At 54.1% G+C, this 19,402-nt stretch carries 24 protein-coding genes and 2 pseudogenes; 3 read left to right on the top strand and 23 right to left on the bottom strand.

The window, feature by feature from the left end; genetic code table 11:
* Positions 1–11 precede the first annotated feature (11 nt).
* From spoVAD to LG52_RS03790, 17 genes are all read right to left on the bottom strand, one after another.
* A complete protein-coding gene (gene spoVAD / locus LG52_RS03870; RefSeq protein WP_044730942.1) occupies positions 12–1,040 on the bottom strand; it encodes a stage V sporulation protein AD in 1,029 nt (342 codons plus the stop codon).
* Between the two features lie 15 nt (positions 1,041–1,055).
* The gene (locus LG52_RS03865) at positions 1,056–1,487 is read right to left on the bottom strand and encodes a SpoVA/SpoVAEb family sporulation membrane protein (protein ID WP_044730941.1); all 432 of its coding nucleotides are present in this window, start codon (positions 1,485–1,487) and stop codon (positions 1,056–1,058) included.
* 17 nt (positions 1,488–1,504) lie between these two features.
* The gene (locus LG52_RS03860) at positions 1,505–1,936 is read right to left on the bottom strand and encodes a stage V sporulation protein AB (RefSeq protein ID WP_044730940.1); all 432 of its coding nucleotides are present in this window, start codon (positions 1,934–1,936) and stop codon (positions 1,505–1,507) included.
* A complete protein-coding gene (locus tag LG52_RS03855) occupies positions 1,923–2,546 on the bottom strand; it encodes a stage V sporulation protein AA (protein ID WP_044733079.1) in 624 nt (207 codons plus the stop codon). The genes LG52_RS03860 and LG52_RS03855 overlap by 14 nt, the downstream gene beginning before the upstream one ends.
* Before the next feature lie 440 nt (positions 2,547–2,986).
* Entirely contained in the window at positions 2,987–3,739 is a 753-nt protein-coding gene (gene sigF, locus LG52_RS03850) for an RNA polymerase sporulation sigma factor SigF (protein ID WP_011231790.1), read from the bottom strand.
* Positions 3,740–3,752: 13 nt separating this feature from the next.
* Positions 3,753–4,193, bottom strand: coding sequence for an anti-sigma F factor (spoIIAB, locus tag LG52_RS03845; RefSeq protein ID WP_011231791.1), 441 nt, complete (start codon positions 4,191–4,193; stop codon positions 3,753–3,755).
* Entirely contained in the window at positions 4,194–4,544 is a 351-nt protein-coding gene (gene spoIIAA / locus LG52_RS03840; protein ID WP_011231792.1) for an anti-sigma F factor antagonist, read from the bottom strand.
* A gap of 125 nt (positions 4,545–4,669) precedes the next feature.
* Positions 4,670–5,845 carry a D-alanyl-D-alanine carboxypeptidase family protein gene (locus tag LG52_RS03835; RefSeq protein WP_044730939.1) on the bottom strand — a complete coding sequence of 392 codons (1,176 nt, stop codon included), beginning with the start codon at positions 5,843–5,845 and terminating at the stop codon, positions 4,670–4,672.
* A 163-nt stretch (positions 5,846–6,008) separates the two neighbouring features.
* Positions 6,009–7,310 carry a pyrimidine-nucleoside phosphorylase gene (locus LG52_RS03830; protein WP_044733078.1) on the bottom strand — a complete coding sequence of 434 codons (1,302 nt, stop codon included), beginning with the start codon at positions 7,308–7,310 and terminating at the stop codon, positions 6,009–6,011.
* 14 nt (positions 7,311–7,324) lie between these two features.
* Positions 7,325–8,152, bottom strand: a complete 828-nt coding sequence (locus LG52_RS03825) for a purine-nucleoside phosphorylase (protein WP_044730938.1) — start codon at positions 8,150–8,152, stop codon at positions 7,325–7,327.
* Between the two features lie 30 nt (positions 8,153–8,182).
* On the bottom strand, positions 8,183–9,364 hold the full coding sequence (gene deoB / locus LG52_RS03820) for a phosphopentomutase (protein ID WP_044730937.1): 1,182 nt from the start codon (positions 9,362–9,364) through the stop codon (positions 8,183–8,185).
* A gap of 136 nt (positions 9,365–9,500) precedes the next feature.
* Positions 9,501–10,397 carry a site-specific tyrosine recombinase XerD gene (gene xerD, locus LG52_RS03815; RefSeq protein WP_044730936.1) on the bottom strand — a complete coding sequence of 299 codons (897 nt, stop codon included), beginning with the start codon at positions 10,395–10,397 and terminating at the stop codon, positions 9,501–9,503.
* Positions 10,398–10,403: 6 nt separating this feature from the next.
* Entirely contained in the window at positions 10,404–10,616 is a 213-nt protein-coding gene (locus tag LG52_RS03810; protein ID WP_011231798.1) for a YqzK family protein, read from the bottom strand.
* Positions 10,617–10,718: 102 nt separating this feature from the next.
* Positions 10,719–11,174 carry a Fur family transcriptional regulator gene (locus tag LG52_RS03805; protein ID WP_044730935.1) on the bottom strand — a complete coding sequence of 152 codons (456 nt, stop codon included), beginning with the start codon at positions 11,172–11,174 and terminating at the stop codon, positions 10,719–10,721.
* 97 nt (positions 11,175–11,271) lie between these two features.
* On the bottom strand, positions 11,272–11,937 hold the full coding sequence (gene spoIIM / locus LG52_RS03800) for a stage II sporulation protein M (protein ID WP_044730934.1): 666 nt from the start codon (positions 11,935–11,937) through the stop codon (positions 11,272–11,274).
* A 223-nt stretch (positions 11,938–12,160) separates the two neighbouring features.
* Entirely contained in the window at positions 12,161–13,351 is a 1,191-nt protein-coding gene (locus LG52_RS03795; protein ID WP_044730933.1) for a TIGR00375 family protein, read from the bottom strand.
* Entirely contained in the window at positions 13,341–13,901 is a 561-nt protein-coding gene (locus LG52_RS03790) for an NUDIX domain-containing protein (RefSeq protein ID WP_044730932.1), read from the bottom strand. The genes LG52_RS03795 and LG52_RS03790 overlap by 11 nt, the downstream gene beginning before the upstream one ends.
* A 120-nt stretch (positions 13,902–14,021) precedes the next feature.
* Between LG52_RS03790 and LG52_RS03785 the strand changes: the two genes are divergently transcribed.
* A complete protein-coding gene (locus LG52_RS03785) occupies positions 14,022–14,942 on the top strand; it encodes an aldo/keto reductase (protein ID WP_044730931.1) in 921 nt (306 codons plus the stop codon).
* Positions 14,943–15,170: 228 nt separating this feature from the next.
* On the opposite strand, the pseudogene LG52_RS20475 reads toward LG52_RS03785, so the two are convergent.
* From LG52_RS20475 to LG52_RS03770, 4 genes and pseudogenes are all read right to left on the bottom strand, one after another.
* Positions 15,171–15,428, bottom strand: a pseudogene (locus LG52_RS20475) (MFS transporter); the annotation flags it as partial.
* 52 nt (positions 15,429–15,480) lie between these two features.
* A pseudogene (locus LG52_RS20470) lies at positions 15,481–15,531 on the bottom strand (hypothetical protein); the annotation flags it as partial.
* Between the two features lie 337 nt (positions 15,532–15,868).
* Positions 15,869–16,108, bottom strand: a complete 240-nt coding sequence (locus LG52_RS03775; protein ID WP_044730929.1) for a YqkC family protein — start codon at positions 16,106–16,108, stop codon at positions 15,869–15,871.
* A complete protein-coding gene (locus LG52_RS03770) occupies positions 16,098–16,442 on the bottom strand; it encodes an iron-sulfur cluster biosynthesis family protein (RefSeq protein ID WP_044730928.1) in 345 nt (114 codons plus the stop codon). The genes LG52_RS03775 and LG52_RS03770 overlap by 11 nt, the downstream gene beginning before the upstream one ends.
* 87 nt (positions 16,443–16,529) lie before the next feature.
* Here LG52_RS03770 and LG52_RS03765 point away from each other — a divergent pair, with 87 nt between their 5' ends.
* Both LG52_RS03765 and LG52_RS03760 read left to right on the top strand, forming a co-directional pair.
* Entirely contained in the window at positions 16,530–16,748 is a 219-nt protein-coding gene (locus tag LG52_RS03765; protein WP_044730927.1) for a CDGSH iron-sulfur domain-containing protein, read from the top strand.
* Between the two features lie 15 nt (positions 16,749–16,763).
* On the top strand, positions 16,764–16,961 hold the full coding sequence (locus LG52_RS03760; RefSeq protein ID WP_044730926.1) for a YqzH family protein: 198 nt from the start codon (positions 16,764–16,766) through the stop codon (positions 16,959–16,961).
* Between the two features lie 214 nt (positions 16,962–17,175).
* Here the strand turns inward: LG52_RS03760 and LG52_RS03755 are convergent, their stop codons facing one another.
* The gene (locus LG52_RS03755; protein ID WP_044730925.1) at positions 17,176–17,964 is read right to left on the bottom strand and encodes an SDR family NAD(P)-dependent oxidoreductase; all 789 of its coding nucleotides are present in this window, start codon (positions 17,962–17,964) and stop codon (positions 17,176–17,178) included.
* Positions 17,955–18,926, bottom strand: coding sequence for an MBL fold metallo-hydrolase (locus LG52_RS03750; RefSeq protein ID WP_044730924.1), 972 nt, complete (start codon positions 18,924–18,926; stop codon positions 17,955–17,957). The genes LG52_RS03755 and LG52_RS03750 overlap by 10 nt, the downstream gene beginning before the upstream one ends.
* Positions 18,927–19,402 lie beyond the last annotated feature (476 nt).

The following is a 19,402-nucleotide window of genomic DNA, read 5'->3' as shown; positions in this document are numbered from 1 at the left end:
TAAAAGACGTCCTACGGCGGCAAATCCGGCTCCTGTCCAGCCGCTTCGATGACGACGCCGTGAGCGATCGCTGGGATCGACTGTTTTTGTTGCACCATCGTTTGACTCAAGAGCGCCCCGGTAGCGACGACAAACAGACGTCGAAACGTTCCGCGGGCGAGCTCTTGAAGCAAATACCCGTACGTGACAACCGCCGAGCAGGCGCAGCCGCTGCCGCCAGCGAACACCTTTTGATCTGGCCGGTAAATCATCAGCCCGCAATCGTTGTAAACGTCGGTCACATCGTAGCCTGATTCAGCAAGCAACTCGCGGACGATGACGCTGCCGACGCGCGACAAGTCGCCGGTGACGATCAAATCGTAATCGCCCGGCGAGGCGCCTAAGTCACGGAAATGTTGCTCGATCGTATCGGCCGCAGCCGGAGCCATCGCCGCCCCCATGTCGAGTGGGTTTTTCAGCCCGGCGTCAACGACTTTGCCGATCGTCGCCGCCCGGACGCGCCAACGTCCCGGCGCGCGGCCAACGAGCGCGGCGCCGGCGCCCGTGACGGTGAACGTCGCCGTTTTCGGCTTTTGCACCCCAAGTTCAGTCGGGTAGCGAAACTGCCGTTCGGCCGTCGCGTTATGACTGCTTGTCGCCGCAAGCGCCCGATCAGCCAATCCACCAGCGACAAACGCAGCAGCTGCCGCCAACGTCTGCATCGAGGTCGAACAGGCGCCGAACAAGCATAAAAACGGAATGGGCAGCTCGCGGGCGACATAGTTCGATGTCGCATTTTGGTTTAACAAATCACCGGCCAAAAACAGATCGACTTCTTCGGCAGAGACGCCCGCCTTTTGCAAGCAGCAGTCCACCGCCTCCCGCATCAGCCGCCGCTCGGCCAGCTCCCACGTCTCTTCGCCGCAATATAAGTCGCGATGGCAAATGTCAAAATAGCTCCCGAGCGGGCCGTCTGCTTCAAGCGGTCCGACCGCGGCAGCGGCCGCTTGAATGTAAACGCCGTCATCGAACACCCATGTCTGCTTTCCGACACGTTTCATGGCCAATCCCTCTTTTCACCACGGCCAAACAAGGCCAAGCACATAAGCGGCAATCAAGCCATAAATGACCGATGCCCCGCCAGCTTTGAACATCTGCCCGGCCACCCCGGCCGTCCATCCTTCGCTTCGATGCTCGATGGCGGCGCTGGCGATCGCATTGGCCAGCCCTGTAATGAGCATCGTCGCCCCCGCACCGGCAAATTGGCTGAAATCGTCATATTTCCCGACGGCCGTCAGCACAATCGCCAATCCGGCCATCACCATAGACGCCCACAGATGGGCCTCGACCGGCGAAGCGGCAAACGTGCCGCCATACCAATCAGCAAGCCATTGCGCCAACGCACAAAACGCCCCACCGACAAGAAACGCTTTTACCGCATTGGCGGCGTATGGGGGAGAAGGCTGAAACGCCTTCACCTCCCGGACATAATCGGACTTTAATCCCACGGTTCCTTCCCCCTTTGTCAGCGGAAGTGATCGACAAAATAAAGCCAATGAAACAACGAACCGGCCACTTTGCCAAAGGCAATGGCCATAAGTAAAATGACGATTTTATCATCGACGCCGATCCGCTTCGCTAAAATCGGCCAAACGTTCAACACCTCTGTTAAAGCGGCAGCGAGCATTCCGATGAACACGCCATGCAGCAATCCGATCGGCGCCAGCCAATATTTGGACAAATGCCAGACCGAATGGCGCAAACTCATCCAGCCGCCAACGGTGGCGCCAGCCACCGCCCCCCATTCATAGGCATGAACGCGTTTCATCGTTTTCGTCAGCTGCGTCAGGCGCGGAATGACGCCAAGCACGACCAAAAAGGCGACAAATCCGGTTCCGACCGCCAGCCCTCCGGCGAAGCCGACGAACACTACCAGCAAAATTTCAAGCGTCGTCAAGGGGCCTCAAGCTTTCTTTGTTTTCATGCAAAATGACGTACTGATCAATCGATTGCTGGTAGTTGAACATTTCGACTTCAAGAGGGCTGGGCTCCTCGTTGATTCGTTTGCGGAACCAATGGTTGAAAAATAAAATCATCCCGATGCCAAGCCCAAGCGAATACGGAATTTGCAAAAGCAACGGTTTGTCGACCGCTTGGCCGGTCATCATTTCGTACAGATGGCGATGCACTTGCTGCATGCTGACGTCCTCGTGAAAGTTCATGATCGCCATCGCCGAACCGACGAACAAAAGAAGCCAAACGAGAACGAAGGAAGCGGCCGAAACCTTCCGTTTTTCATAGACGACTTCAATGATCGTCTGCGATGGGCCGATCATCTGCACATCAAGCGAGGAATCCACGTCAAACACAGCCTGGATCATTTGCATCATATCAATGATGACGATATTTTTATCGCTGGGCTGGATGCGATAGAGCGGAATCGTCTTCAACCGCCGAATGAGCCCGCCATCCGGCGCGGCGATTTGCGCTGTCTGCCCGAGCGTCACCACCGCCCCCGGCTCGACTTGCACGCGATGGCGCGGCTTGATAAATACGGTGTTGGCCATTTGCTTCACACCTTTGCCCCCATTTTGTTTTTCTTTAGTTTGGCTGGCAAAAACACCGATCATGCGGCCTGTTGTCGTTCACCATCGATTTCATAAAAATAGAAAAGAATGGGCAAAAAAAAAACGACCGTTCTTTTTCAAGGGGAAACGATTGTTGTCGTTTTGCTCCGGAAAAAGCGGTGCAAAGATGCTCCTTCGCTTCTCTTGTCCGCCAAAAAAAAAGACGAACTCGACCCATTTTCGCTGCTAAAGTGCGGAAAATAGATCGACATCCGTCCGTGTTATCCCCGCCCAAGTGCGGACAAAATGGTCGATCCGTCCATTTTGTTGCCGCCCAAGTGCGGACAAAATGGTCGATCCGTCCATTTTGTTGCCGCCCAAGTGCGGACAAAATGGTCGATCCGTCCATTTTGTTGCCGCCCAAGTGCGGACAAAATGGACTATCCGTCCATTTTGTCCTTTATGTGCTGCAATATTTTCTTTTCCAGCCGGGATACTTGGACTTGAGAGATGCCGAGCCTCGATGCCACTTCGGACTGGGTTTGGTCTTTGTAATAGCGCAAATAGACGATCAGCCTCTCGCGCTCGTCGAGTTCTTCGATCGCTTTTTTTAAGGCGATTTTGTCAAACCATGACGCCTCGTCGGCGTCAGCGATTTGATCAAGCAGCGTAATCGGATCGCCGTCGTTTTCGTACACCGTTTCGTGAATCGATGTCGGCGAGCGGACCGCCTCTTGAGCCAGAACGACGTCTTCTGGCGAAATGCCTAAATGGTCGGCGATTTCCGTAACCGTCGGCGCCCGCCCGCGCGTTTTTGACAGCTCGTCTTTCGCCTTGCGGATTTTGTTGCCCATCTCTTTCAGCGAACGGCTCACTTTGACGGTGCCGTCGTCGCGAAGAAACCGCTGAATCTCCCCAATGATCATCGGCACGGCGTACGTCGAAAACTTGACGTCATACGACAGGTCAAACTTGTCGACCGACTTTAACAAGCCGATGCAGCCGATTTGAAACAAGTCGTCCGCTTCATAGCCGCGGTTTAAAAAACGTTGAACGACCGACCAGACGAGGCGCATGTTTTTTTCAATAATTTCATCACGCGCTTCTTGATCGCCTTCTTGGCTGCGGCGGATCAGCTCTTTCATCTCCTGATCTTTGATTGGCGACTGATCTTGCTTGACATCGACATCCATAGGCATGTCTCCCTCAGTTACATAACGCTTTGCTTTTCGCAATATGCTTTTTCAAATACACAGTCGTCCCTTTGTTCACTTCTGATTCGACGATGACTTCGTCCATGAAGTTTTCCATAATGGTAAAGCCCATCCCTGACCGCTCGAGCTCGGGCTTTGTCGTAAACAACGGCTGGCGCGCTTCTTCGATGTCAGGAATGCCGACTCCCTCGTCTCTCACCGTCAAATGGACGACACCGTCTTCAATGATGACCGAAATGGAGACGATGCCGTTCGGATCGTTGTTGTAGCCGTGAATGATCGCATTTGTCACCGCCTCAGAGACAACCGTTTTAATTTCCGTCAGTTCGTCCATCGTCGGGTCAAGCTGGGCGACGAACGCCGCCACGGTCACACGGGCGAACGATTCATTTTCGCTGCGGGCGGAAAATTGGAGGTGCATTTCGTTTCGCATTTACGCCACCCCCAATGCTTGCAAGGCGAATTGCTCATCCGCCTCAACGCGGATGATTTTAAACAGACCCGACATGTCAAACAGCCGTTTGACGGCGGGCGATACGGCGCATACAACCATCTGCCCGCCGACGTTTTTGATTTGTTTATAGCGTCCGAGAATGACGCCGAGGCCAGAGCTGTCCATGAACGTCAATTGTCCTAAATTGAGCACGATGTGGCGGATCGCTCGGTTTTCGAGCACATCCGTCACTTGTTCACGCAATTCTTCGGCTGTATGATGGTCAAGCTCCCCAGACAGGCGAACGATGAGCACGTCTTGCTTCACTTCCAAGTCGATCGCGAGACTCACAGCGTGTTCCCCCTTGTCCATTTCAGGATATGGAGACATTTCGCTGCTGTCCGCCCGAAATCCTGCCGCCCGACAAAACTAGTGGTCGTTCGCCAAAGAGAGCGAAAAGACCGCAAAACTTGACATTATCCCGCCTGCACGAAGCGGCCAAACACCCGCTTAAACAAGTCCCAAAAGCTCGCTTCTTCGACCGTTTGCTTGGCGACGATCGGGCTGTGCAAAATTTCTTTTCCATCCTGTTTTAAAATGAGGACGCCAAGCTCATCGCCTTTGCGAATGGGTGCTTTCACATTGTCTTTCACTTTGATCACTTTCTCGATCTGCTCGACCGACTGCCCTTTTTTCGTCAGCACCGACACCGGCTCCGACGTCACCGCTTCGACGGATGACCGTTTGCCTTTGCTTATGTTGACGCGGGCGACTGTTTCATTCCGTTTGTACACGGGGTGAGTTCGATATTGGGAAAACGCGTAATCGAGCATCTTCGTAATTTGCGCATTGCGCGATTTCGGCGTCGGCGCTCCGAACACAACAGCGATGACGCGCATGCCGTTCTTTTTCGCCGTGGCGGTCAAGCAATATTTCGCTTCGGCTGTATATCCGGTTTTCAGGCCGTCAACGCCCGGATAAAATTTGACAAGCCGGTTCGTATTGACGAGCCAAAATTTTTTGTCCGTATTTTCGCGCAAATAGTCTTCGTATTTGCTCGTATATTTCGTAATATCTTCATATTTCAACAGTTCGCGCGCCATCATGGCCATATCATAAGCGCTGCTGTAGTGATGTTCCGCCGGCAGACCGGTCGCATTGGCGAAATGGGTGTTTTTTAAGCCGAGCTGTTTCGCTTTTTCATTCATCATCTCGACAAATGCTTCTTCCGACCCGGCGATCTGCTCAGCCATAGCGACCGACGCGTCGTTGGCCGAACCGATGGCAATGCCGCGCAGCAGCTCATCGACGGTCATTTCCTCGCCCGGCTCGAGGAAAATTTGCGATCCACCCATTGACGCGGCGTATTCGCTCGCCCGCACTTTTTCATCGTAGGACAGCTTTCCTTCATCGATGGCTTCCATGACTAGCAGCATCGTCATAATTTTCGTCATGCTTGCCGGCGGCAATGGTTCATGGGCATTTTTTTCATACAATACTTTGCCGGTGTCGCGTTCAATCAAAATGGCTGATCTCGCTTCATCGGCCAGCTTCACTTTCGCCTCCTTCATCTCTTTCGCCTCGGCATGGGCAGAAAGAGGAAGAAAAAGAAGAAACGGCAATAAAAGAAGACGAGTGACTGTCGTTTTCATCTCCCAAACCTCCATTCTTTATACATGACATTTTTTCCAGTAGATATATTTTTATACAAAAAACAGCTCATTTTCCAAAAAACAAAAAAACGCCCGAAACACGCGTTTCAGGCGTCTTCTTGAACAACTGCTTTTTTCCTTGCGGATCGCCAGGCGTCCTTCTCTATACGATGGTCTCATAAATGAGCGGCGGCCGAGCAACCGGCTGCGGCGACAGATGAATAGCCGCCTCGATCTTTTCTTTCACGTCAACCACATTTGGACGGTTGCTGTGAATCGTGGCGAGCGCTTCCCCTTTCTGCACGCGGTCGCCGATTTTTTTATGGAGCACAATGCCGACCGCCAGATCGATCGTGTCTTCTTTTTTCGCCCGGCCGGCGCCGAGCCACATGGCGGCCGTGCCGATGTCATCGGCGGCCATCTCGGCGACATAGCCATCGGCAGCCGCCGTGACGGTCGACGTATAGGCCGCCTTTGGCAATTTATCCAGGTCGTCGACGACCGATTCATCTCCACCTTGAGCGGCCAAAAACGTTTTGAACGCCGCGATGGCGGCCCCGCTGCGAATCGCCTCTTCGAGCAAACGGCGCGCCTCATCAAGCGATGGAGCCTTCTCCGCCAAATAGACCATATGGCTGCCGAGCGTCAAACAAAGTTCGGTTAAATCGTGCGGACCCTTTCCTTTCAACGTCTCAATAGCCTCTTTCACTTCGAGGGCGTTTCCGATCGCATAGCCAAGGGGCTGATTCATGTCGGAGATGACGGCCATCGTCCGGCGGCCGACGCGCTTGCCGATGTCCACCATCGCCCGCGCGAGGCGGCGCGCCTCGTCAAGCTCTTTCATAAATGCTCCAGCGCCTGTTTTCACATCCAAGACAATGGCATCCGCCCCAGCAGCGATTTTTTTGCTCATGATCGACGAAGCAATAAGCGGAATGCTGTTGACCGTCGCCGTTATATCGCGAAGCGCATATAGCTTTTTGTCAGCTGGCGTTAAGTCGCCCGTTTGGCCGATAATGGCGATTTTGTTTTCATTTACGAGTCGAATAAACTCGTCTTTGCTGATCTCGACATGAAATCCCGGCACGGACTCCAGTTTGTCGATCGTGCCGCCCGTATGGCCGAGGCCGCGCCCAGACATTTTCGCCACCGGCACGCCGACAGAAGCGACAAGCGGCCCTAAAACGAGCGTCGTCGTATCGCCGACCCCGCCAGTCGAATGTTTATCGACTTTCACACCGCGAATGCCTGACAAATCGAGCACCTCGCCGGAGTGCACCATCGCCATCGTGAGAGCCGCCGTTTCCTCCTCGGTCATGCCGCGGAAATAAATCGCCATCGCGAGCGCACTCATTTGGTAATCGGGAATGTCCCCGTTTGTATACCCACGGATGATCCACTCAATTTCTTCCTTCGTCAGCGCCTTGCCGTCGCGCTTTTTGGCAATCAAATCGACCATTCGCATCGCGATCACCTTTTTCATTTTGATTTCGCCATTTCGGCAACAATCGCTTTCACGAGCCGCAAAAAATCCGTCTTCACCCGCTCGGCCGTTTCGACCACTTCATCATGGTGAAGCGGAGCGTCCGACATCCCTGCCGCCATATTCGAAATGCACGAAATGCCAAGCACCTCAATGCCCGCATGGCGGGCGACGATCACTTCCGGCACGGTCGACATGCCGACCGCATCGCCGCCGAGCGTACGAATCATGCGGATTTCCGCCGGCGTTTCGTACGACGGCCCCGTATTGGCGACATATACTCCTTCATGCACACGAACGCCAAGTCTCGCCGCCGTTTCCTTGGCGAGCTCGCGCAGCCGCCGGCTGTACGCTTCCGTCATGTCCGGAAAGCGCGGGCCAAGCTCCGGATCGTTCGGACCAATGAGCGGATTTGCCCCCAGCAAGTTGATGTGGTCGGAAATGATCATGAAATCGCCGGGTTGGAACCGTTCGTTGATGCCGCCCGCAGCGTTTGTCACGATCAATTCGCGGACGCCAAGCGCCTTCATCACCCGGACGGCAAACGTCACTTCCTGAAGCGAATACCCTTCATAATAATGAAACCGCCCTTGCATGGCGACAACGGTCGCCCCCTCAAGCCGCCCATATACGAGCCGCCCAGCGTGTCCTTCAACGGTCGACACTGGAAATCCGGGAATATGTTCATACGGAATGCGAGCCGCCTCTTCGATTTCATCAGCGAGCATGCCGAGACCGGAGCCGAGAATGAGGCCGATTTCAGGCGGCGTCGGCATGAATGGGCGCAAATAACTGGCGGCTTTTTCAATCGCTTGTCGATCCATTCTTTTCCCCTCTCATCGTTCTTTATGAAGTTAGGCCAAATCAGCCAAAAAGCTTGTTCCGTACGGCGGCCGATTGACTCGAAAGTTATCCGCAATCGTTGCGCCGACATCGGCAAACGTCTCGCGGACCGGGAGCGGCTTGCCGCCGTGAAAGCGCGGGCTGTACACCAAAAGCGGAACGTATTCGCGCGTATGGTCGGTTCCGTGGTGGATCGGGTCGTTGCCATGGTCAGCGGTGATGATGAGCAAGTCATCCTCTTTCAGCCGCGGCAACACATCGGCAAGCCGGGCGTCGAACTCTTCGAGCGCATCGCCATAACCGTTTGGGTCGCGGCGATGGCCGTATTTAGCGTCAAAATCGACGAGATTGACGAAACTCAACCCGGTAAAGTCCATGTCGAGCGTGTCGATGAGCTTATCCATTCCGTCCATATTGGATGTCGTTCGCAACGACTGAGTAACTCCTTCATTGTCGTAAATATCGGCGATCTTCCCGATGGCAATCACTTCATAACCGGCGTCTTTCAATTCATTCATCACCGTGCGGCCGAACGGTTTCAACGCATAGTCGTGGCGATTCGCCGTCCGCTCAAAATGGCCGGGCGCGCCGATGAACGGGCGGGCGATGACGCGCCCGACCATGTACGGCTCATCGCGCGTCAATTCGCGGGCGATTTCACAAATGCGGTACAATTCCTCAAGCGGCACAACTTGTTCATGGGCGGCGATTTGCAAGACGGAGTCGGCTGATGTATAAACGATGATTGCCCCTGTTTTCATATGCTCTTCGCCAAGCTCTTCGATGATCGCTGTTCCGCTCGCCGGCTTGTTGCCGATCACTTTCCGGCCGGTGCGACGCTCGAGCTCAGCGATCAATTCATCTGGGAACCCGTTCGGAAAGACGCGGAACGGCTTGTCGATGCGAAGGCCCATCAACTCCCAATGGCCAGTCATCGTATCTTTGCCAGCCGATGCTTCCTTCATTTTTGTATAGTACGCGAGCGGACGGTCGACTTTCGGCACCCCTTTGATTTCGCGAATATGGCTTAAGCCGAGCTTCGCCATATTCGGCATATGGAGGCCGCCGCGATGCTCGGCGATGTGGCCGAGCGTATCCGCCCCTTTGTCGTTGTATTTCTCGGCATCCGGCGCCTCGCCGATGCCGACCGAATCCATCACAATCAAAAAGACGCGCCGGTACGTCGCTTTCATGCTCATTCCCCCTGCCTGCAATGAAAATGGAGTCTATTTCTATCGTTCCCGTATTTTCGCAAAAACACGCCTATAGCCAACTGGTCAGAAGTCTGACAACTAAAACGACAGGCAAGCGCCTAGCATACGGCAGCTGCTAGGCACGTGGGTGGTACTGTTTGTACACGTCTTTTAGGCGCGTTTTCGTGACATGCGTATATATTTGCGTCGTCGAAATGTCAGCGTGCCCAAGCAGCTCTTGAACGGCGCGCAAATCAGCCCCGTTCTCAAGCAGATGCGTCGCAAACGAATGACGAAGCGTATGCGGCGTCAACTCTTTTTCGATGCCGGCTTCTTTCGCGAGCCGCTTTAAAATTTTCCAAAACCCTTGCCGTGTCAACCGCTGGCCGTAATGGTTCAAAAACAGCGCCTCCGCCGCCCGCCGGCGCGGATTGACAAGCTGCGGGCGCCCGTGCTCCAAATAGCGGGTAAGCGCTTCAATCGCCATGCGCCCGATCGGCACGATCCGCTCTTTCCGCCCTTTTCCATAGCAGCGGACGAACCCCATCGTCAAATGCACGTCGCTTAAGTTGAGCTGCACAAGCTCACTGACGCGCATGCCGGTCGCATACAACAGCTCAAGCATCGCCTTATCGCGCAGCCCAAACGGTGTACTCACTTGCGGCGCCGCAAGCAGCGCCTCGACTTCCTCGACCGACAGCACTTTCGGCAGCGTCCGTTCAAACTGCGGCGTTTCGATATGGACGGTCGGGTCTTGCGCCGCAATTTTCTCCCTTAGCAAAAACTGATGAAACGAACGGATCGACGCCAAATGGCGGGCGACTGTCCTTGCTGATTGCCCTTGTTCGCTTAAAAACTTTAAAAAATGGAGAATATGGAGGCGCTCCACTTCGCCCCACGCCTGAAGCTGCTCGACTTGGCGCAAATAGCGGACGTATTTTTTCAAATCGCGTTCATATGAAACAATCGTATTGTGCGCCAAATTCCGCTCCACCGTCAAATAATGCAGAAAATCTTTCAACTCGTATTCCAACGCTCTCTACTCCCCATCGCGATAAAAAAATAACAGCCGGTCGAGCCAACTTGGCGGCGCGCTTTCCGCCGCCGATACTTTGACCGCCGATCCCTTCGGCTCATCGTATCGGTGGTAATACTCGTACTCGCGGTTAAACCATACAAGACTATAATAAAATAAAATGGTGCATCCCGTAAATAAAAGAAACACTTTCACCATTTGCCAAACGGTTTTCATGGCATCCTCCCTATCAGCTGCTTGTCAGCTTGCTAGTATGAGGATATGCCATTTGTTTCGTTGTTTATACGCAAAAAACCTTTCCCGCTGGAAAAGGTTTTTTTATTTTTCTTCTTCGCGCTTTTGCTGGCAACGGTGGCAAATGCCATGGAACGTCAAACGATGGTCTTTAATTTGAAATTTCCACTTCTCCTCGACGATCGCTTCGACATCCTCAAGCAAATCTTCTTGAATTTCCGCCACCGATCCGCATTCCAAGCAGATGAGGTGGTGATGGAAATGGGCCGCCCCTTCCTTGCGGAGGTCATAGCGCGACACCCCGTCCCCGAAATTGATTTTATCAACAATTTTCAGCTCGGTTAACAGCTCGAGCGTCCGGTAAACGGTCGCCAACCCGATTTCCGGGGATTTTTCTTTCACGAGGAGGTAGACGTCTTCCGCGCTTAAATGGTCTTCTTCATGTTCAAGCAGGACTCTTACCGTCGCTTCCCGCTGCGGCGTCAGCTTGTAACCCGCCGAATGCAGCTGCTTCTTGATTCGTTCCACACGATCTTCCATCTTTTCATTCCTCCCTCGCCGTTCACCCATCATTATAACAAATGCACGAGGGAAGTATCAAAGTAAAATCACTATTATGAAGAAATGATAATGGTTACTATATAATATTCATTATGATGAAACTCATTGTCCATTGAACCGCCTGTTTCATCAATGCGGGCGAAAGATACGCCTCGACCGCTGAGGAAAGAAGCAGCCCAAGGGCGACAGCCGCCATCGCTGCCGCATAGCGCATCACCATCGGAAACATCGATCCATGCGGCCGCTTCATAAACTGGTTGCGCACCATGTGCAAGGAAAACGAAATCGAAATGACGCCCATGACGATCATGAGTGGAAGGGCCACCAAGTTTTGCGGCATGATGGACACAAACGACAAAAGAAACCCCCGCCAACCCATTTGGTTGACTAAAAAGCCAACCGTAAAGCCGACGACGACGCCTTTGAAAAACAGCAAAACAAGAATGATCGGCAAGCCAATGACAGAAATGCCAAGCACCCACATCAACGCGGTATATTTGACGTTGTGCATATAGCTTTGCCGGAACATATCATGGGCGCTTGCGATATTGTCTTTTGACACTTGTCCAAAAAATTGCGTCAAGTAATAGTACAAGTCTTGCTTTTGACTGAAACCGAGGCTGTTGACGACAATGGCGCCGAAAACGACGCCCATGAGAAACAGGACGATGACAAACACATACAATGAAGCATGTTCACGCCAATGGACAGCGATAGCCGATTTCAGCGGATGGGTTCTCATTGTGCTTCGTCCTCCTACTTTGTCTCTTAGTAGATTGTATGTCCATCCGCTTTCGGTATGACTGTTTTTCGAAAAGGCCGGTAATGTAATGAAAAAGCAGCTCAACCCGACGTGTGGCCGACTCCACGGACGGCACGACGCCTCGGTCCACTGGCGCATGGCCGGGCTGGGCCAAGCAGCACGCACGGCATGATGATGAACGGCAGGAGCGCTGCCCGAGTGGTTACCCCTCCCGCACTTTCCCGTATCTCCCACCGCCCCCAGCCTCGATATGGAGCGCACCGCTGCGGGCAAAGACGATCAGTTGGGCCAACTTTTCTCCCACCGTCTCCGCGATCTCTTCCACCGCGGCCTCATGAAGAACGCGCATTTCCGTGCCAAAACGGTCGAGCAGCTTTTCATACGCTTTTGGACCAAGGCCGGGGATGAATTCAAGCGGCACTTGATAAATGTACGGCGGCCGTTTCGGCCCGCGTTCCGCCGTTTTCAGCTCCGCAAGCCGGTCAAACACGCCTTTCACGAAGCGATGATGGCCGCATGCCGCACAGCTGTCGACGTCCGGTGCAGCCGGCGCAAGGCAGCGCTCGCACACTGTCTGGTGATATTTTCCGAGTTTAGGATTTAAACCGTAGTTGGCAACAATCGCGCGCCCGTCTTCACCGCGCAGCGCTTTTTCAAATTCGGCAAACGTCGGGGCGGCGAGCCGCACCTCTTCATATTCGCGGGCGATTTTCCGCAGCGAATGGGCATCGGAATTCGTTAAGTACGGGTAGCGATGCAATTCAGCGATCTGGTCCGCCATCGCCGTATCGGCGCTTAACCCAAGTTCAATGGCATCAATCCGATCCGGTTCAAACACTTCTGTCAGGCTGTGCTTGACCCCTTTTCCGTACAAGCTTTTAAACGGGGTGAACGCGTGCGCGGGAATGAACCAGCCGCCCTGCTCTTTCGCGGCAGCTTGCAGCTCACGGCCGGACACGTAAATGCGCTGTGAACTGAGCGACACGTTCTTTACTCGTTTGCCAAGCCAACCGGAAAACATGCGCATCGCCTGCACAGTCGGCAAAAAAACGAGCACGTGGATCGGTCCATGGCAATGGTCGTCATATACTTCGATTTCACTGCCTAACAAAAGCGTCACCTTTCCGGCGCTGACGCCACCCCCCTCATGTTCGCGCCAACCGTGCTTCTCCATTGCCCGCTCGAGCTCGTCCAGCACTTCCGGCACATGGCTGTCAATGACGCCGACAAGGTCGATCCCTTTCACCTCAGCCGCCTCATGCAAGATGTTCTCAAGCGTCAACGTCCGCGCCCCGGTAATTTTCACCGGGCGGCCCGAGGCGGTGCGGCCGATGTGAATATGTAAATCAGCGTAATAACGGCCGAGGCCGCGCTCGTTTTTTTTATTCGGCATTTTGCTCCCCCAGCGCGCGGCGCAGCTGCAAATATTGCAAGGCATACGCCGTTTTTGCATCATAAATTTCGCGTCGCTCAAGCATACGAAGCGCCTCCTCCAACGTCACTTCCAATAATTCGACGAATTCGTCCTCATCCAAACCGGCGCCATCCTCCGCTTTTTCCAGCCCCTCGGCGACATACAAATAGATGAGTTCATCGGCAAACCCTGGGGATGTATAAAAAGAAATGAGATGGCGCATCGATTGGGCGCGGTAGCCAGTCTCTTCTTCGAGCTCGCGGTGTGCGGAAGCGAGCGGCTCTTCCCCATGTTCTAGCTTGCCCGCCGGAATCTCGACTAATGCGCGCTCCAGCGCTTTTCGGTACTGGCGGACAAGAACGATTTTCCCGTCCGGCAACAGCGGCAGCACCGCCACCGCCCCCGGATGTTTGACCACCTCGCGCCGGCTCGTTTTCCCATTTGGCAACTCGACTTCCTCCATATACAAGTCAATGATGCGGCCGCTGAACAGCTTCTCTTTGCGAATCGTTTTTTCATACAGCTTCATTCTGTTTCTCCCCTATCGATATAGATGGACTCTTTTTCATTGTACTACATGTTTGGCCAATTTTTCGCTTCCGTTGTACAATGAACATATCCTCATCGATCGCGAAAGGGGGCGCAAAAGATGAACAAACGCCGCATCGGCACATCAGACTTATACGTCAGCGAAATTGGACTCGGCTGCATGTCGCTCGGCACTGATGAAAACCATGCCATCTATCTCATCCATGAAGCATTGGAGCGCGGCATCAACTACTTGGATACAGCCGATTTATACGACCGCGGCTTAAACGAGGAATTTGTCGGCAAAGCGGTGAAAGGGAAGCGCGACCAAGTCATCATCGCGACAAAAGTCGGCAACCGTTGGCGCCGAGACGGAAGCGGCTGGGACTGGGATCCGTCAAAAGCCTATATCAAACAAGCGGTCAAAGAGAGCCTGCGCCGTCTGCAAACGGACTACATTGACTTATACCAGCTCCACGGCGGCACGATCGACGACCCGATCGACGAGACGATCGAAGCATTCGAAGAGCTGAAGCAAGAAGGCGTCATCCGTTGGTACGGCATCTCCTCGATCCGCCCAAACGTCATTCGCGAATATGTGAAGCGCTCGAACATCGTCAGCGTCATGATGCAATACAGCTTGCTCGATCGCCGGCCGGAAGAATGGTTCCCGCTTCTTCGCGAACATCATATCAGCGTTATCGCCCGCGGACCGATTGCTAGAGGCTTGCTCACCGACCGCCCGCTTGAACAAGCGAGCAGCGCGGTGAAAGAACACGGCTACCTCGACTATTCCTACAAAGAACTGCAAACGCTCATTCCGAAACTGAAGGAAAAAACGGCCGGGCGCCGTTCATTGACCGCGACCGCGCTGCAATTTTGCCTCCATGACCCGGTCGTTGCCGCCGTCATTCCAGGCGCAAGCCGGCTTCGGCAGCTCGAAGAAAACATCGCGGCCGCTTCCGCTCCGCCGCTTGGCCGCGACGAATACGAATGGCTGAAACAAGCGACAAAGCGCTCGGTGTATGAGGCGCACCGATAAGCGCAGGGCGCGCCATCGGACTCAATTGGGACGCCGATTGCCGGCGAAGCCGGTAACCGCAGGCCGCTGCTTGCCTCTATTCCCTGCCTATGTGCGTCACTGAACTTGCCGGCGGCCATAGCGCTGACAAGAGACAAAACGAAAAAACAAACCAAAAGAGCCCAACGGCTGCCAAGGGCCGTTACGGGCTCTTTTTTCCAAATGGACCGGTCGCTCCACAAAAGCCGATCAATCCTCTTCCACATACTGATTCCTCGCTGCCCCTAAGCCGAACACCATCATGGCTGCACAAACGACCAACAACATGCCAAGCGGGGCGGTAAACTGTCCGGACGCATCATACAATACGCCGAATAGCGGCGGACCAGACGCCGCAAGCAAATAGCCGACCGATTGCGCCATGGCGGACAATTGGGCGGCGGCGAGCGGACGACGCGTGCGCAACGTAAACAGCATCATCGCCAGCGAAAACGCCATGCCGGCGCCGCGCCTCTTCCGCCGCCCGACGCCGGGCTTCCTCCTCGACGAGCGCCCGTTTTTTCGCAAGCAGCTTCGCTTCCAACTCGGCACCGAGCCGGTCGGCAAGCATCCATCTTTGATCGTCCTCTCTTTTTTTCTGCTTTTCTTGTTTTTTCACTGTTTATGCCCCCCTTTGCATAACAGTTGTCATTTTGTCAAACGATACAACTAAACAACAGCAAAAAGGAGAGATGACCAATGGCGAAAAACAGCGCCCAAAAAGGGAAACCGTCGGCCGATACGGTGAAGCCGGTGATCGCAAAAGAAGAATTGGAAAAAGCAATCCACCCGACGAAGCGGCAAAACAGTCCGCAATAACATTTGGAAAGCGCCGTTCGGCGCAAAACGCGGCTTCTAACTATGGAAAGGGGCGCCCCCCGGCCGAAAATGGCTTAGGGGCGGCCCCTTTACAACACCTCAGTGATGTGCGGCATATGTTCGCCAAGCCAGGCGATCGCCGCCTCCAGCGTCGGAAACTCTTTCGTTTCAAACGTCATTTCGTTTTGCAGCAGCCAGACGTCTTTCGCTTCATGATACGGGCCGGCGACCGACCAATGAAGCAAGCTGTACGGATCGTTTTCATGGGTGAACGACACCCATGTTTTTTGCTTCGCCGTCTTTGCAAGCTGCTCTAACTTACCGTCCATGGCCAGATTTCACCTCGACAAGCGGCATATGCCCATTCAACGTTTGCCCTGGGCTTTTGAGCTGAAAAACAGTCGTCCCCGGCTTGACGTCAATCGTCATCGTTTCATCAAAAAAGATGAGTCGCGACCGTTCCACGAGCACCGGCACAAAATTCGTCTCGACGGCCAAATCATCGTCATCGGCCTTGTCGACAAGCCATAGCGCCGGCACGCCGTCGACCAAACAGCCGCAGCCGTCAGTGTCAAACATCAGCTTTAACTGCCGTCCGGATTTCGCTACAATAGAGGCAAGCGCCCGTTTGGCTGCATCCGTAAACGTGATGTACAGACTCATAGCTGGCTCCTTTTTCCCTTTGATTTCCTTATTCATTTTACCTGCCAACATAATAAGCTGTCAAAACAAAGCGAGGTGGAAAAAGCGATGGCAAAAGTGCAAATCAAAGTGAACGACAACGGCTCGCTGCGCGTCACCGGCGATGTTGAACTGCTCGATGGAGAAGGAAAGCCGTTTGTGACGAAACAAACGTTTTCGCTCTGTCGGTGCGGGCTGTCGAATAACAAACCGTTTTGCGACGGTTCGCACAAAGGCCGCTTTCAGTCGGTCGTCCGCGCTCCGTCCACGGAAACCAACGGACAGTAACGGACGGTGAAGCCAATGGATGAACGTTGGCTGCAAAAACAGGTGCGCAACTGTCTGCGGCGTTATGGCTGTGATGATGACATGATGCCGCTTGACGAAAACGATTGGCGCGAGCTTTGCATCCGCATTGCCGCCGCCAAAGAGAGGCAGCCAAACGCGGACATTTATGAACTTGTCCATGACGCCGTCTACCAGTTCATCACCAGCGCTTGACCCGGCTCGTGTCAAACGAACACAGGGCTGGCCCCAAAGGCCATCTTTCTTCAAGAAGAGGAAAGGCATTTCGCGCGTCTATCCGATGATCCGAAAGGGTGTCCCAAAAGGATCGGGACACCCTTTCCTATTGCTATAGGCATAAAACCACTATTAAAAACAATAAGTTGTGTTTCATTTAAGGAAAATGACCCTTTTGGGTCATCCCCCTCGCTTACTTTTGGAAAAACGCCCGTTTCGCCACTTTTTCGACAAGGCCGGGGGCGAGCCGGTACAAGCGGCCGCCGAGATCCATCCAGCGCGGCATGCTCACTTCGCGCGTTGGCGTCATCATCGCAGCGACAACGCACCTAGCCACCACTTCCGGCCGCAGCATCCAGCGCGAGACATTGCGCACATACTCTCCCGATTCGTCAGCCGTCGAAAAAAAGTTTGTCTCCACCGGCCCCGGATTGACGGCCGTAACGAAAATGCCAAAGCGCTCCGCCTCGAGGCGAAGGCCGTCGGTAAAACCGAGAACCGCGTGTTTCGTCGCTGAGTAGACGCTTGACTTCGGCGTCGCGATTTTGCCTGCTTGCGAGGCGATGTTGATAATATGACCGCTTTTTCTCTCTTTCATATGTGGATACACCGCCTTCGTGCAGGCGATGAGGCCGAAGACGTTGACAGCAAACATTCGCTCCATTTCATCCAAGTTGATATCCTCGACATAGCGGAAGACGCCAAACCCGGCATTGTTGACCAGCACATCGATCGCGCCAAGTTCAGCGATGAACCGAGAAAATACAGCGTCGACCATATCGCGATCGCTGACATCAAGCGGCGCATACGGGGCGCGAATGCCGGTTTGCGCTTCAATTCGCGCGCTGATTTCTTTCAACCTTTCTTCATTGCGCGCGCACAGCACCGGCATCGCCCCTTGGCGCGCTGCTTCATAGGCAATTTGCTCACCGAGACCTCCCGACGCTCCGGTAATGACGACATGGCGCCCCTTCAGCCGCACACCGACACCCCCGCCGCTTCATAAACGTAATGGCCGTCTTCTTGCTTTTTCGTCACATATCCGTTCGCTTCTAAATAGTCAAGCTGGCCGATCGTCTCGGACATCGTCAGCATGAGCTGACGTTCATACACGGCCGGGAACAGCTTTTGGCACACTTCAAACACGGTGTGCGGACGCTCTTGCACCATTTCGAGCACCCGCTCGGCGCGCTGGCGCTGCTTGGCAAGCCGCTCGCGAACGAGCGCCGGAATATCGGTCGCATCGTCGCCATGGCCGTTTAACGAACGAACGATGTCGTATTGCAGCATTTTTTGCAGCGATTCGTTGTATTGCAATAACGGTTTCGGCCGCTCCGTCTCCCCTTCCGCCGGCGGCTCCATCATCGGGTTGGGGGAAATATGAACGAGCAAATGGTCGCCGGCAATCAACAGCCCATCCTCCTCGCGGTAGAGCGCGATATGGCTTTGCGCATGCCCCGGCGTTTCGATGACCTGCCACCCAGGCATCCCCGGCACCGCGTTCCCTTCCGTCACCATGATGTCAAGCCCGCGCCGACTTGCGTAGCGAAGCGATCCGCCTTCTTTGGACAGCTGGCTGAACAAGCGGCGGTCGACGCCGCATTCTGTAAAAAATTCCTGAAAAAATTGGACGTACCGATCCATAAACGAACGTTCGCGGCGCAAAAACGGATCAGCTTTCGGATGGCCGATGATCGGCGCATGCGGAAAATAGTCAAGCAAGCCGATATGGTCCGGATGATGATGAGTGATGACAACTTGTTCAATATCCTTTGGCGCATAGCCAATCTCACCAAGCTGCTTCACAAACAGCTGCCACGCTTCCTCTGTTTTCACTCCGGCGTCGACCAACGTCAGCCGGTCGCCGGCGATCACATACATATGCACGTCACCGACCGGAAACGGCGTCGGCACCGTGATCCGGTACACTCGTTCCTCGTTCATTCCATTCCCTTCTTTCCTCAAAGTTCGTGAACCATCCCGTTCGAGCCGTTTCATCGCCAAAATGAATGGTTATTCATTATATTTTATTTTACAGTTTACACCGATTTCATCCGTTTGTCATGCCTTTTTCTTCCGCACGCCGGAATTGCAAAAAAATTCATGCTCCTCTCTTGACAATCGCGCCTGTCCCACGGCATAATGGCAAGTAAAATCACGGATACGGCAAAACCGGCGATGAACAGGGCCAGTAAACCGCAAACGGCAACAGAGAGCGAAGCCCGCGGCTGGAAGGCTTTGCTGCCCTCTTTGCGGTTGAACCTACCCTAGGAGCTGTTAGGCCAACCTAAACGCCACCCCGGCGTTATCGGGGCAGAGTCGGGCCTGTTTGGCGCTTGGGCCAAATCGGGCCAAAAAAGGTGGTACCGCGGAAACGAAGGTTTTCCGTCCTTTTGCAGGGCGGAAAACCTTTTTCTTTT

It is taken from the genome of Geobacillus kaustophilus (assembly GCF_000948285.1).
GTDB lineage: Bacteria > Bacillota > Bacilli > Bacillales > Anoxybacillaceae > Geobacillus > Geobacillus thermoleovorans_A.
Note: the sequence above shows the minus strand (reverse complement) of the source record. Positions and strands in the feature narration are given on the sequence as shown.

What these genes read in the sequence shown, in the direction of transcription:
- spoVAD (WP_044730942.1), bottom strand. Translation starts at nt 1,040, where the DNA reads ATGAAACGTGTCGGAAAGCAGACATGGGTGTTCGATGACGGCGTTTAC.
- LG52_RS03855 (WP_044733079.1), bottom strand. Translation starts at nt 2,546, where the DNA reads ATGGCCAACACCGTATTTATCAAGCCGCGCCATCGCGTGCAAGTCGAG.
- sigF (WP_011231790.1), bottom strand. Translation starts at nt 3,739, where the DNA reads ATGGATGTCGATGTCAAGCAAGATCAGTCGCCAATCAAAGATCAGGAG.
- spoIIAB (WP_011231791.1), bottom strand. Translation starts at nt 4,193, where the DNA reads ATGCGAAACGAAATGCACCTCCAATTTTCCGCCCGCAGCGAAAATGAA.
- LG52_RS03835 (WP_044730939.1), bottom strand. Translation starts at nt 5,845, where the DNA reads ATGAAAACGACAGTCACTCGTCTTCTTTTATTGCCGTTTCTTCTTTTT.
- LG52_RS03830 (WP_044733078.1), bottom strand. Translation starts at nt 7,310, where the DNA reads ATGCGAATGGTCGATTTGATTGCCAAAAAGCGCGACGGCAAGGCGCTG.
- LG52_RS03825 (WP_044730938.1), bottom strand. Translation starts at nt 8,152, where the DNA reads ATGGATCGACAAGCGATTGAAAAAGCCGCCAGTTATTTGCGCCCATTC.
- deoB (WP_044730937.1), bottom strand. Translation starts at nt 9,364, where the DNA reads ATGAAAGCGACGTACCGGCGCGTCTTTTTGATTGTGATGGATTCGGTC.
- LG52_RS03810 (WP_011231798.1), bottom strand. Translation starts at nt 10,616, where the DNA reads ATGAAAACCGTTTGGCAAATGGTGAAAGTGTTTCTTTTATTTACGGGA.
- LG52_RS03805 (WP_044730935.1), bottom strand. Translation starts at nt 11,174, where the DNA reads ATGGAAGATCGTGTGGAACGAATCAAGAAGCAGCTGCATTCGGCGGGT.
- spoIIM (WP_044730934.1), bottom strand. Translation starts at nt 11,937, where the DNA reads ATGAGAACCCATCCGCTGAAATCGGCTATCGCTGTCCATTGGCGTGAA.
- LG52_RS03795 (WP_044730933.1), bottom strand. Translation starts at nt 13,351, where the DNA reads ATGCCGAATAAAAAAAACGAGCGCGGCCTCGGCCGTTATTACGCTGAT.
- LG52_RS03790 (WP_044730932.1), bottom strand. Translation starts at nt 13,901, where the DNA reads ATGAAGCTGTATGAAAAAACGATTCGCAAAGAGAAGCTGTTCAGCGGC.
- LG52_RS03785 (WP_044730931.1), top strand. Translation starts at nt 14,022, where the DNA reads ATGAACAAACGCCGCATCGGCACATCAGACTTATACGTCAGCGAAATT.
- LG52_RS03775 (WP_044730929.1), bottom strand. Translation starts at nt 16,108, where the DNA reads ATGGACGGTAAGTTAGAGCAGCTTGCAAAGACGGCGAAGCAAAAAACA.
- LG52_RS03770 (WP_044730928.1), bottom strand. Translation starts at nt 16,442, where the DNA reads ATGAGTCTGTACATCACGTTTACGGATGCAGCCAAACGGGCGCTTGCC.
- LG52_RS03765 (WP_044730927.1), top strand. Translation starts at nt 16,530, where the DNA reads ATGGCAAAAGTGCAAATCAAAGTGAACGACAACGGCTCGCTGCGCGTC.
- LG52_RS03760 (WP_044730926.1), top strand. Translation starts at nt 16,764, where the DNA reads ATGGATGAACGTTGGCTGCAAAAACAGGTGCGCAACTGTCTGCGGCGT.
- LG52_RS03750 (WP_044730924.1), bottom strand. Translation starts at nt 18,926, where the DNA reads ATGAACGAGGAACGAGTGTACCGGATCACGGTGCCGACGCCGTTTCCG.